General features: G+C 43.9%; 9 protein-coding genes. 2 read left to right on the top strand and 7 right to left on the bottom strand.

The genetic code is table 11. The features are described 5' to 3' along the window. Positions 1-253: 253 nt before the first annotated feature. Both M3221_RS17590 and M3221_RS17585 read right to left on the bottom strand, forming a co-directional pair. Positions 254-403 (bottom strand): hypothetical protein, encoded by a 150-nt coding sequence (locus M3221_RS17590; RefSeq protein ID WP_251273025.1) that lies wholly within the window; start codon positions 401-403, stop codon positions 254-256. A 334-nt stretch (positions 404-737) separates the two neighbouring features. Further along, positions 738-1,817 (bottom strand): RNA-guided endonuclease InsQ/TnpB family protein, encoded by a 1,080-nt coding sequence (locus M3221_RS17585; RefSeq protein ID WP_251273024.1) that lies wholly within the window; start codon positions 1,815-1,817, stop codon positions 738-740. A 713-nt stretch (positions 1,818-2,530) separates the two neighbouring features. Between M3221_RS17585 and M3221_RS17580 the strand changes: the two genes are divergently transcribed. Then, positions 2,531-2,770 carry a hypothetical protein gene (locus M3221_RS17580; RefSeq protein WP_251273023.1) on the top strand — a complete coding sequence of 80 codons (240 nt, stop codon included), beginning with the start codon at positions 2,531-2,533 and terminating at the stop codon, positions 2,768-2,770. Between the two features lie 15 nt (positions 2,771-2,785). Further along, entirely contained in the window at positions 2,786-6,436 is a 3,651-nt protein-coding gene (locus tag M3221_RS17575) for a cupredoxin domain-containing protein (RefSeq protein WP_251273022.1), read from the top strand. Between the two features lie 753 nt (positions 6,437-7,189). On the opposite strand, the gene M3221_RS17570 is transcribed toward M3221_RS17575, so the two are convergent. From M3221_RS17570 to M3221_RS17550, 5 genes are read right to left on the bottom strand one after another with little or no spacing between them, the layout of a single operon-like run. Continuing rightward, positions 7,190-8,131 carry an NAD-dependent epimerase/dehydratase family protein gene (locus M3221_RS17570; protein WP_251273021.1) on the bottom strand — a complete coding sequence of 314 codons (942 nt, stop codon included), beginning with the start codon at positions 8,129-8,131 and terminating at the stop codon, positions 7,190-7,192. Beyond that, complete coding sequence (locus tag M3221_RS17565; protein ID WP_251273020.1) at positions 8,128-9,435, bottom strand: UDP-glucose dehydrogenase family protein; 1,308 nt, start codon at positions 9,433-9,435, stop codon at positions 8,128-8,130. The genes M3221_RS17570 and M3221_RS17565 overlap by 4 nt, the downstream gene beginning before the upstream one ends. 31 nt (positions 9,436-9,466) lie before the next feature. Beyond that, positions 9,467-10,636, bottom strand: a complete 1,170-nt coding sequence (locus M3221_RS17560; protein ID WP_251273019.1) for a glycosyltransferase family 4 protein — start codon at positions 10,634-10,636, stop codon at positions 9,467-9,469. Next, a complete protein-coding gene (locus M3221_RS17555) occupies positions 10,636-11,451 on the bottom strand; it encodes a glycosyltransferase family 2 protein (RefSeq protein WP_251273018.1) in 816 nt (271 codons plus the stop codon). The genes M3221_RS17560 and M3221_RS17555 overlap by 1 nt, the downstream gene beginning before the upstream one ends. A gap of 23 nt (positions 11,452-11,474) precedes the next feature. After that, positions 11,475-12,431 carry a glycosyltransferase gene (locus M3221_RS17550; RefSeq protein WP_251273017.1) on the bottom strand — a complete coding sequence of 319 codons (957 nt, stop codon included), beginning with the start codon at positions 12,429-12,431 and terminating at the stop codon, positions 11,475-11,477. Between the last annotated feature and the right edge of the window lie 369 nt (positions 12,432-12,800).

Here is a 12,800-nt window from a genome sequence, read left to right as displayed (position 1 = left end):
TGTGCCTCCTTACATTTCGAATCCATTTCATTATACCCAAATTGAATTGTTTTAAACTTTTTACAAATGATCATTTGTCAATTTAAGCATAATGATGCGAATGGATACTATTAAGGCATATAAAACAGATTTCTGCCCTTATTGTTTGGGGGACGGCCGTTTATATAGGGGACAGTTGTTTTAAATAAAAAGCAAAATAAAAAAGTCCCATTTGCGAAAGTATGCTTTCACCAGTGAGACCTAACTTTATGAATTATCTTTGGCTGTCCATTACTTCCATTGCCTCTACTAAAGAAAGAATATCGTCATGTATCATTTGCTTAATATCATGATCTCCACATTTAAGATATTCCCCATACAGCAGGCGAATTTCTTTTATGAAGATAAGACCTTCCTCTACCATATATGCTGTCTCCCTTATTAGTCTGCAATGCTCTTTCCCTTCCTAACTACCCATAATATCTTAAAAGTAACTACCTTTTGTAGTGTCTTGCGTCCAAACTTTTTTAAAATCACGCATAAACTGATAGCATTGACACTCCCACGGCTAAAGCCGCAAGCCCTTCACCTTGCGGTGAGACGGGTGGGATTCTGAAGTGCGAACGCGTTCCCAGTCCATTTCTGTTTAGAACTCGCCTTCAGTTAAGGGCGGTGTCATCAGCCCATCCTGCTTCGTTTTATATGCCTTCGGCATACATGTACCTTACAGGCGGTCCTGCTGTTACCACAGGACTAGGTTAAGCTGCTTGCTTGTTTTTCTTTTTTGAAAGGCCGCTGATGGCTTTCGAAATATTAATGGCGGCATTCGCATCGGCATGAAGTGTATATTGGCATTTGACACACGCAAACGTGTGTTTTTTTCGATTCTTTTTGTCTACATGGCCACATTTACATGTTTGAGAGGTATGATGTGGATTCACATATTCAACTTGAATCCCTGCCATTTTGGCTTTGTATTCAATAAACTGCTGAAGCTGATAATGTGCCCAGAAGTGCAGATTTCTGCCTGCGTCTTTTTTTGATTTGGCTTTACGGCGAATGCCTGTCAAATCTTCCATTCGAATGCAGCGAACACCGTTCTCTGCAGCAAAATGAACGATTTGCCGGCTTATTTTATGGTTCAGATTTTTCATCCATTGGGACTCTTTATTTTTGAAGGCTTTAATAACAGAAAGAAGCTTATTTTTTCCTAAGGTTTTTCTCCTCAAAGAAAATCTTCTTCGAATAAAAGCAGCCTCGTTTCCTTTGAAAAACAATGAATTTGTCCCTATTGAAGCAACAGCTAAATAATTTAGCCCTACGTCTACACCCATTACTTTAGAAGAAAGGGAAACGACCTTCGGTTCAAAGGAAACCGCCACAGACATATACCATTTCCCTTTTTTCTCATAAAGCTCGCCGGCACCTAGTTTTGCTTCGCCGGACAATATCTTATCAAGCCAATGCTGCTGATAGAGCTCAGCCACAACTGGAACACTGACTCGTTTCTCTAATGTAGGAAAGGAGAGTTTGTATAAGTTGTTTTCTTTTTCAACTTTTAAATTTTGGTTGTTAAAGGTACACCAAAAACGGCGAAAAGCTTTTGCTTTTTGATTTTTCTTTTGTGATTTTACTTCCCGGATGGTTTGGTTGACAATGGCCGAAGGCAATTTGTCCGTAGAAAAAAGTTTGTAGACCTTCGAAGTGGCTTTTGAAAGTTCATCATACTGAAGAAGCCAATTGGAAAATCCGGTGTTTAATTCGGTCATTTTGCAGTATACCTGTTCTTTTGCATGGGTTGGCTTCATTAGTTCCAGCTTTAAAGAAATGGTTTCCACTTCGTTCCTCCTTTCCAAAAGATTGGGTTGTATCAATTATAACAAACAAGTGTTTGGTATACAAGAGAGATAAACTAAAAGAAAAAAGTCGAACCTTTGACATGTCTGAAGACATGCCCGGTTCGACCTCGCTATCATCCCACACCTGAAGGAGTGGGCTTTCCCGCTCGTAAGGTCTGTAGGACAGTTTGGATTTGCATATTCATACTCCTGTTCTTTGGCGGACTACATTGCAGCCGCCTTTTTGTTTCGAATGCAACATAAATATTCATTTAAAAGGGGTCATAAAAATCAAAAAAGCAGCTGTCCCTTCCCCAAGGGGATAGCTGCTTTTTCTGCAAATGTATGTGTTAAAGAAAACGAAGCAAAAACAAAAGGCTGGCGAGACCTTTGTAAAAGAACTATACGATGAACCGGCAGGGCTTATGCTCATATATTAAAAATTATGATGGCTAGTTCAGCCATTACTATAATGTGGTATTCATCTTATCTTTTTATCACATACCGTTCACTTTAAGGAATATTGCATCCTTTTACAACATACATTTTCCATTGTTTAGTTTGTAGTTGGGGCAGGCCGCTTAACCGGGCCTCTCCTCGACTATAAAGCCAAATCCCGCTCACTTTAGATAGGCAAGAAAGGAAGTGTAAAAAGGAGGACGCCTAGATCTTCTGCTGTAAATTCCAATAACGTTAGGCATGATGCCGCACTTGTGGAGCATTTTAGGGCAGCCATTGGCATAAAAACCTTTATCATGAGGCCTTCTTATCCATTTATGTTTGTTGGCGAAATAGTTTCCATGCTAAGGAATCAAGTTGAGATATTCGCTGAAACCACACGTTTTTCTCAACTTGAAAAAAGAAATTGGCTGGTCTATGTCCATAATATCGAAGTGTTTTATATCGAGGCTCCCGGTCAGCCGCGCATCCCAGAGCTGAATGACATGCTGTAACAAGGAGGAAAGCCAATGATACGGCGTTATCATGTGGTCGCCATCCCGATCCGCATTGTCCTTAACAACTTTGGCGACCACAATCCAAATGGCAGAGTGTATGTCTTAAAGGAAAATGAAACAAAAGTAAAAGAACTTGTACGTAAAAACCCTTTTCTTCCTGTGGAACTCGTACAGCCGCTTACGATCAGAGCGAACGAAGGTGACGTTGTTGAAATTCTTTTTGAAAACCAGCTTCCTTTTGCAGCGGGTATGCATTTTCAAGATCTCGATTATAACGTGTTAACGTCAGACGGAGCCAACGTTGGCTTTAATCCAAGCTCACTGGCTGATTGCGGTGAAAAGCTTCTTTACAAGCTGGATGCCACGTATGAAGGCATTTGTTACTTTACCGATCTTGGCAATGTATCCAGTACTGAAGAAGGGTCCAGCATCCAGGGCCTTTTCGGCACATTGCTGGTTGAAAAAAGAGGCTCCTGGTGGACAGATCCTGTAACAGGCAAACCAATCAACAGCGGCGTGTTCGCGGATGTCCACCACCCTTTCCTTCCCTCCTTCCGTGAGTATGCTTGGTTTTTTAGTGATGAAATGGAAGTAAAAGACTTAACCGGCAATCGGCCGCTTAATCCGATGACCAATCAAGAAAGTGAATCCTTTCATGGCGTTAACTACCGGTATGAACCGCTTCATAACCGAATTAAGCTGATTGAAGAAGGGGTCGTATCCCCTGAATTAGAAGGCGAGGAAGTTCATCATGACTCGTGGGTATTTGGGGATCCAGCTACGCCGATTCTGCGCGGCTACCGGGACGACCCGGCTGTGATCCGCCTGATCCATGGAGGATCCAAAGAAACACATGCGTTTCATTACCATGTCCATCAATGGCTGAGAGACCCCGGCAACATTCATTCAGAAATTGTGGATGCACAGGCGATCAGCCCGCAGTCTCACTACACCGTTCAGCCTTTATATGGACTTGGCAGCCTTCAGGGTGCAATTGGAGATGTGGTTATTCACTGCCATCTTTATCCGCATTTTGAAGCCGGAATGTGGGGGATGAACCGCATTTTTGACACCTTGCAGGACGGCAGCCAGTGTTACCCAAACGGCGTACCAATTGCCCCTCTCCAGCCGCTGCCGGACCGTCCCTGTCCGCCTCTGCCGACAAAAGAAAAACCAGGGTTTCCCAACTTCATTCCTGGAAAAGTTGGCTGCAAAGCGCCAAGGCCGCCGTTTGGCATTGTGGGCGGCAGGGGCATGACGGAACTCGAAAAAAATGCCGCTGTACCGAATGCAAGGCCAGGGGCTGTTTTTGCTGATTCCTGCCTGGGCAATCCGGTTGTCCTGGAATTTAACGTGTCCGTTATTGACCTGCCGCTTGTTTACAATAAACAGGGCTGGCATGATCCAAAAGGAAGAATGTATGTGGCAGATGAAGATCTGGCTGATGTGCTGTCCGGAAAAAAAGAGCCGGAACCGCTTGTGCTGCACGCGCCAGCTGGTTCCTGCATCAGGCTAAACTTTACAAACCGGCTGACTCATGTTCTCGATGGTGACGCCTTTCAGCTGGTCACACGAACCTATGAAGTGGGCTTTCATGTTCATTTCGTAAAGTTTGACGTTCTTGTGTCCGATGGTGCGAATGTAGGCTGGAACTATGATAGTGGTATTTTGCCTGGTGAAACTGGCCGGTATGAGTGGTATGCCGACACTGAATTAAAAGCCTTTTTCTTTCACGATCACCTGTTCCCAACGACTCATCAGCAGCACGGAATTTTTGGCTCTTGTGTGATTCAGCCCCGTTTTTCCAAGTTTTTAAATTCAAAAACCGGTGAGGAATTGGATCACGGCACACAGATTACCGTTACTCATCCGATTATTCCGGATTATCGCGATTTCGCGCTATTTGTCCAGGATTTCGCTCTTCTGTTTGATAAAGACGGCTGTCCGATTCAGCCGCCGCAATTTCCAGGTTCCTTGGATGATCCCGGCATTTTTGCGGTTAATTATAAAACCGAACCGCTGCAGTTCCGGCTCGGAAAAGATAAGGATCCAGCCTATTCCTTCAGTTCTTATGTGCACGGAGACCCCGTTACGCCTATTTTGGAGGCATATGAAGGAGATCCGGTCCGTATCCGGCTGCTGCAGGGTGCGCATGAAGATTCCCATAGTTTTAATGTGCACGGACTAAGCTGGAAAGCAGAACGGCCCAGCAAGGATTCACAAATCCGTTCACAGCAGCACATCAGCATTTCAGAGTCGTTTACGCTTGAAACAGCTATACCGAAGGCTGGAGATTATTTGTGGGCCTTTGAAGATGAAGAAGATATTTGGAACGGCACATGGGGGCTGATCCGCGCATTTGGTGAAGCCGTTGATGATTTAATGCCCCTTTCGGACCGCCCGCTGCCCCCACCGCAGACAAAGCGATTGCCCAAAGTGACCGGAAAGCCGCCAAAGCCGGCCAAACCACAGCATACATTGCCGCCTGAAGCAACCCATCAGCCGCCGATCCGAAAGTACAGCGTTGTTGCTTTTCAAACGCCCATTTTATATAACTCATTTGGAGACCACGACCCGTACGGCATTGTGTTTGCTTTAGAGAAAGACGTGGCTGATATTCTGCGTGGCATAAAGAAACCGGAGCCGCTGGTACTGAGAGGGAATGCCGGCGACCTGGTTGAAGTCACCCTGACCAGCCGGCTGAAAGCTAAGTTATTTCCGTTCCCTAACGGCATTCATCCGTACCCACCGGTAAAAGAGCAGGCATTTTACCCGCCGTCTTTGCGCATCTCGCTGCACGTCAGTATGCTGGATTACGATGTTACCACTTCAAGCGGCGGTACGGTTGGATTCAACCCCGATCAAACGGTTGGGCCTGGAGAATCTATTACGTACCGCTGGCATGTACAAGAAAGCATAGGTACTTGTGCCATGTGGGACATGGCAGATTTACGGAACCACCGGTCGTTTGGTACATTCGGCGCTTTTATTGCGGAGCCGCGCTTTACGACTTACCACGATCCGCAGACGCTTAAATCAGTTCAAACTGGCACTAATGTAGTGCTCCGCAATCCACTTGGAATTGATTATAGAGAATTTGTCTTGATCATGCATGATGGTGTCCGGCTTGAGAATAAGCGTCGTAAAGTCATTGTTGATCCACTTGATGGCGTGATTCCAAAACCTGATCCTGAAGACGATGAAGTAGACACCTATGATTTTGGCTCACGGGGCTTTAATTACCGGACAGAACGATTAATTAACCGCTTTAAAAAACATCCTGTTTTAGGTGACTTATTCAGCTCGAAGGTTCACGGAGATCCAGCCACACAGGTTTTTGAAGCGTATCCGGGTGAACCCGTCATTGTCCGCCTTACCAATCCATCGGAACGAAGAAGAACCAATACCTTTCACCTCCATGGCCACAACTGGAAGTTTGACCCAAGAGACATTGATGCCCGGATTGATTCCTATGTCGGCCATGTGGCGCCGGGCGCAGCAGAAGATCTATTTTTAATCGGCGGTGCCGGAGGGACTTATAACTATCCTGGCGACTATATGTACCGGTCCGGCAACATCCGCTGGGGCATTGAGCAGGGTATGTGGGGAATCATTCGGGTCTATGATCAGCTCCAGCCTCATTTACCTTTGCTGGATAAATGACCTGTGAACAATCAGAACAAGGAAAATGAAAAAAGGACTGCCCATAACAGTCCAAAATAAATTAGGATGAAAGTAATTATGTTTACACTTATTGGGCAAAAATAAAATAGTGATGGAACAAACATCCTGCTTTTTCTACTCTTCCTGCTTTTTCTTTTTTTCCATTTCCCCCAGAACATTCTGGGGGTTTTCTTGTTTCCATTCCTGCTTTACTACATGTATTAATTGGGCTCTACATGTAATAGAATTAATTACCTCGAGTCCTGATTTATATAGCGGTTATAACAAATCCAATTGTTTTATTAATTTTTGCTGCCGGTTGTTTACATGTAAACCCATGGATATAGGGATTGATTTTATATCCTCTATTCTTTCCATATAACATGAACTTAACTGTCATTAATACTATATTATAAGGCTATACATGACAGCTTAATGATTAAAATCAAATAAGTATAAAAGCAATTTTTCTGGTGTAGAGCTTTACTTTTTCTCTGGTAAGAACGTGCAAAATAGCGCTTAAAACATTTATAAATCGAATCCAAAAACTTGTTCAGAATTTTAAATTCTCACACGAAATTTAATGAATTTACATAAAACATTTCTGACCCTGTGATCTGGTTTGCAGGGCATCAGACCAGATACTTTTTCTAACATCTGTATTCCTCTAGATGTCGATCAACCAGCAGCCTTATATGGTGCTGTGTTTGTAAACATATGATCCGGTTCCGCTCCACAATCTTTTGATATTGTTTAGGGTTGATACATTTTCTTGATGTAATCCCATTCATTTTGGATGCCCTCATGCAAGGTGATTTTTGGGTTATATCCCAGCTTTTCACGCGCCCGAGATATATCAGCCCATGTATGGAGCGGATCGCCTGGCTGCCTGGACTGGTAATCGATTTTTATTTTCTTTCCTGTGACAGCTTCCATCACAGTAAGGACTTGATTCACGGAAGACCTTGCCGCGCCGCCGATATTGAACGCATTTCCATGCTCCGGGTGATTCATTGCCAGTATATTTGCTTCAACGGCATCACTCACATACGTGAAATCCCGGGTTTGCTGGCCGTCTCCAAAGAGGGGGATGGATTCGTCTCTTAGGATTGCTTTTAAGAATTTGTGAAAGGCCATGTCAGGACGCTGCCTTGGACCATATACGGTAAAGTATCTCAGCGAAGTTACCGGCAGCCCAAAATTCAGGTGATACATACGAACTAAGTGCTCACCGGCCAATTTACTTGTACCATATGGAGAAATCGGCATTGCAGGTTTGTCTTCAGAGGTTCTGCCGTCCGTTATACCGTAAATGGAAGAAGTCGATGCGTACACGAATTTTTTGAGAGGCAGATCCTTGCATACTTCCAAGAGCCTCTGAGTCATTAGGATATTCAGTTCCACGTACTGCCGAAAGTTAGTTCCCCAGCTATTCCTGACGCCTGGGATCGCTGCCTGGTGGAAGATGACTTCGATCCCCTCAAGGAGTTCTTTTAAATCAAGCTCGAGAAGATTGCCGTTGACTAACTTAAAGTTAGGATGCTGTAAAAGTTCTTTTATGTTATATTGCGTAAAGCGTTCCCGTTCTTTGAACAGGAACATATCAACACCTACCACGTCGTGTCCTTCAGCCAACAGCCGTTCACATAGGTGAGAGCCTATGAAACCAGCTGCACCAGTAACCAGTACCTTCATGTTTGATTTCCCCTCCCTAATGCTAGATAGGTTATGCCGGCTGCCTTCATTATGTTTGGATCATAAAGGTTCCGCCCATCCAACAGGACCGGGTTTTTCATAAAATCCTTTGCCTTATTCCAATCAATGCCGGTGAAGGTATCCCATGCTGTACATAGGATTGCTGCATCAGTTCTGGCCAATGTCTCTTCGATTGTTTGGCAGACTTTGACTTTACTGTCATGAGGCCATGGAGTTTGCAGGTTTGATTGAATGGTAGGATCAAGGATGCGGATCTCTTTGCATGCAGGCAGAAGTTTGTTCACAATTTTAATGGCAGGAGATTCTCTTTGGTCATCCGTTTCAGGCTTAAAAGTGAGGCCGAGTATGGAGATTGTCCAGGGTTTCTTTTTTAAAGAAGCAGCCAATTTCGCCAGATACACATCAGGCATTGCTTCATTAACGGATTCTATTTCTTTCAAAATGTGGGTTTTAACACCTATTAGGTCCGCTGTAGAAATCAACGCTTTTACATCCTTAGGAAAACAAGAGCCGCCATAGCCAATTCCCGATTTAAGAAATTCTGCGCCTATCCGTGAATCTAGTCCGACTCCGTAAGCGACTTGAAGGATATCGGCTCCTGTCTTGTCTGCGATTTGGGCTATTTCATTGATAAAGGAAATTTTGGCTGCAAGGTAAGCATTCGAGGCGTACTTAATTAATTCAGCTGTTTCCCAATCACATATAACGTATTTACTGTTAAGCTGGTGATACAGTTTTTTTATAATGGTAATGGCCCCCTGATTGTTTCCGCCAATGATGATCCTATCAGGATTAAGAGAATCATAGACGGCATGACCTTCCCGCAGAAATTCCGGATTGGAGATAACATCGAATAGGGTGCAGTCAGAGATTTTTTTCTCTAGATAATCCGATAACCAGCGATTGGTGCCAATGGGGACCGTACTTTTGATGACAATGACTTTGTAATCATTAATGGAAGCGGCAATTGCATCGGCTACTGAACGGAGATATTTTAAATCGGCAGTACCATCCTCAAGAGAAGGAGTCCCGACGGCAATAAACAAGATGTCACTTGCCTGAATCGCTTCCTTGATCTGATCGGTAAATTTTAATGTGCCCCTCGTGTTATTATCATTCAGCATTTTGTCCAAACCAGGCTCTACAAATGGAAGTATCCCGGCCGATAACTTTTTTACCTTTGCGGAATCCACATCCGCACCGATTACGTGATGGCCTAAAGCAGCCAATACTGCAGCTGTCGTGGTTCCAACATATCCGGAACCAATCACAGTAACTTTCATGATCCATTTCATCCTTTCAAAGTCCTCCGTTTTATGAGGACGAATTTGGCCCTTGCTCATTGCTTTCAAAGAGTTTTGTATAAAGGAGTGCAATATCAGAGGTGACCCGGTCAAAGTTATATATCTTTTTGGCGTCTTTTCGGCCCGCTTTCCCCATTGTGATAGCTTTATGTGGATCATTAAGGATGTCAATCGAAGCAGCTGCGAAGGCCGCTGGATTTTTATAATCATCTATCACAATCCCATTTTTCCCGGTCTGAACTACCTCATGATTGCCGCCCCGTCTGGTTGTAACGATGGGCAATCCTGCCGCCATTGCTTCATAATGCACTCTTGCAAGCGGCTCTTTCCATTGCGATGGACAGATGAAAAGGTCTGCGGCTGCGTAATACTTTGGAATTTCTTCTACTGGTACATAGGAAGCGAATACGATACTGTGTTCATGTTCTCTCGCTAGTTGCTTCAGTCCCTCTATATATTTGCTTGTGGATCCATCTGCATACCACTTGCTTCCAACTATCAGCAATTTTGCATGTTTGACGTTTTTCAGAATCTCGTTCATTGCAGCTAAAACAAGGTGGCACCCTTTGTCTGGAACAAGACGGCCTACAAAGAGAATGACGGGATCTTTTGAATCGAGATTATACAATGAGCGAATTTCATTTCGCCATTTTCGTCCTGTCTTTGACCAAATGGGTGAGTAATCATCCAAATCTACACCAGTGTAAAGGGGCTGGATTTTAGCGGAAGCTTCCGGGAACTTTTCGGCCGTATCTTCAGCGATGAACCTGCTGACCGTAAAAATCCAATCCGCTTCCCTGAATGCTGCTTCGGCAAGAGGGCTTTCTACTTTTAATGTGTTATATACAAGGTTGTGGAGTGACAGGATGATTTTGGACCGGGGGGAGGCCTCCCGAATCAATGGAATATAGCCCGGCCTGTTGTAAACCTGGATCACATCAAACTGAACTTGTTTTACCCTTTCACACACTTGCTGGAAAAACTGGTCCTTATCATAGCGTTCGAAGTAAACACCATTTGTACATTCTGTATCGGGGAGGGAAGGATCAGTGACAGAAAAAACCGTAACTTCATATGTTTTGGCAAGCAATGGTGCAATTTTGCTGATTAATAATTGGATGGCTCCGCCCCTCACAGGGGGGGCGGGGCCCCTGTCTGAACATATTAAAGCAATTTTCATCAAGAGCTACCCCCGTTGACATCAGTGCTGTCTGATCCGTTTCCGGGATTTTTTGACGGGTATTGCACCTCTTGACTCTCCCTTTTCCCGTACTTTTCTTCTAATTTAGCAATCTTCTTCTCATCCCATCCATAAAGCTTTAGCGTGGACTCAATAATTTCAGGATGGTAGATTCTAACCCTGAGGCTGCTGCGATTATCCTCATGGAGCCAATATTCAGCTAAAGGCTCTTCCAGACAATAACCACGATAATAGGCAGCCAGCCGAAGCCACATATCCCAATCCTGGGAATACCAATATTTTTCGATAAAAAGCCCCGTCTTTTCAAAGCAGCTCTTGTGAATCAACAAAGTGGAGGTTCTGATCGTAAATTTGCGGATAAACAAAAAATATTGTAACTGCTCTTTATTCTCACAGGTATTCGGTTTCCGTAGTTTCGTGTATTCCCCTTGATCATTCACATTGTAATACCAGGTATATAAAAATTTGCAGTCAGGGTTCTTTTCGATAAATTCCATTTGTTTTTCGAGCTTCTCAGGTAGAAATCTGTCATCCGAATCACAAAAGGCGATATATTCACCTTCCGCAAGGCGGATACCGGTATTCCTGGCAGCTGAAGGGCCTTGATTTTTCTGCTTTACATAGCGGACCCGATCCTTATATGGCTGCAATAGCTCTTCCGTATTATCTGTTGAACCATCGTCGACAACGATGATTTCATAATCCTTGTACGTTTGAGCAAGGACACTCTCGACTGCATGTACGGTAAACTCTCCCCGGTTATAAGTGGGAATAACGACACTTATCTTGGGCAAAACTCATCACCTCTTACGTAAACTTATTTTGACAGCAGCAAGCTGTATATTCTTTCTAAATTTTCAATTTGTTTATCTATGTTAAAGAACTGTTCAACGGTTTCTCTGCCGTGTGTACCGAACCTTTCCCAATCCTCGGAGTGCTGAACAAGATGCAGCAAGCGCTCGGCCAATACGACGGGATCGCGTTCCGGGACGAGAAATCCCGATTTTCCATCCTCTACAAGCTCCGGTATCCCTGCATGTTTTGTCGAAAGCACAGGCAAACCACATGCCATGGCTTCTTTTAAAACATTTGGAATTCCTTCTTGATTTCCGATGTTGTCAGTCGTACTGGCGAGGGCGAATAAATGGGCTTTTTCCATTTCTTCTACTACAGCCTGATGGGAAACTTCCCCGAGGAACTTGACGATTCCATCCAATTGCAGCTGTTCTACCTGTTTTTCAAGCGTCGGTCTTAACTTCCCATCTCCGGCAATACGCAGCCTGATGCCTGGGTAATGCTGGTGAACCCGATGAACAGCTTCAATTAGGTATTCCATTCCTTTCTTTTCAACGAGCCTCCCGACCGTCAAGACCGTGATGATTCCATTCTCTGGTGCTGTGCGCTTTTTGTATGAAAACTTACTTACATTGATTCCGCTGTGATGGACGAATATTTTATCCGGAGAACATCCGTATTTGATAAGGATTTCCTTCATGTTCTCTGAAGTAACCGTGAATGCATCTCCATGTTCAAATAAATGCTGCAGCCGATCACCATATCTTCGCATGGACTTTACATTTGTCGGCAGGTCAAAACCATGAAAAGAAGTCAACATCGGGATCCCGAGTTCTTTTTTGACTTCAAGCAAATCAGCTCCAGTTACGCCAAACCTTGCGTGAATCAGGCTGATTTTTTGGGCGCGGAGGATGTCTATCAGATCATCATTATCCTTGTATTCATGGATGGTCTCAAAAGGAAAATGCACAAGGTTCATGATCTTCTTGCAACAAACGATAGGGGAAACCGATTTGACATTTACCAATTCAGAGTAAATGAATGTTTCACTGATCGGAAGGTACCGTCCTCTGACAACTGCCACACGTAATATGGTTTTTCACCACCTCTATCGGAGCTGTAAATTAGCAGCGGGAAGCGACACAACCTGTTCTTCCATGCTGCAATCACTATATTTTATGAAAGTCTTGTTTGATGTGTTCATGGGTGTATAAACAGTATTCTCTGATTTTTTTCTGAGGAGAGAGGCTGCAGATTAAAAGGTTAGAAGTATGGTCAGGATGATCATGGAATATCCTCATTTTTCGCCTTTTTGGGTAAAAGCCAAGTACTAAAGGATGTGCGGAAC

It is taken from the genome of Domibacillus indicus, assembly GCF_023715895.1.
Taxonomy (GTDB): domain Bacteria; phylum Bacillota; class Bacilli; order Bacillales; family Domibacillaceae; genus Domibacillus; species Domibacillus indicus_A.
The sequence above is the reverse complement of the archived record's forward strand: the minus strand, read 5'-3'. Positions and strand labels throughout refer to the sequence as shown.

What these genes read in the sequence shown, in the direction of transcription:
- M3221_RS17590 (WP_251273025.1), bottom strand. Translation starts at nt 403, where the DNA reads ATGGTAGAGGAAGGTCTTATCTTCATAAAAGAAATTCGCCTGCTGTAT.
- M3221_RS17575 (WP_251273022.1), top strand. Translation starts at nt 2,786, where the DNA reads ATGATACGGCGTTATCATGTGGTCGCCATCCCGATCCGCATTGTCCTT.
- M3221_RS17570 (WP_251273021.1), bottom strand. Translation starts at nt 8,131, where the DNA reads ATGAAGGTACTGGTTACTGGTGCAGCTGGTTTCATAGGCTCTCACCTA.
- M3221_RS17565 (WP_251273020.1), bottom strand. Translation starts at nt 9,435, where the DNA reads ATGAAAGTTACTGTGATTGGTTCCGGATATGTTGGAACCACGACAGCT.
- M3221_RS17560 (WP_251273019.1), bottom strand. Translation starts at nt 10,636, where the DNA reads ATGAAAATTGCTTTAATATGTTCAGACAGGGGCCCCGCCCCCCCTGTG.
- M3221_RS17550 (WP_251273017.1), bottom strand. Translation starts at nt 12,431, where the DNA reads ATGAACCTTGTGCATTTTCCTTTTGAGACCATCCATGAATACAAGGAT.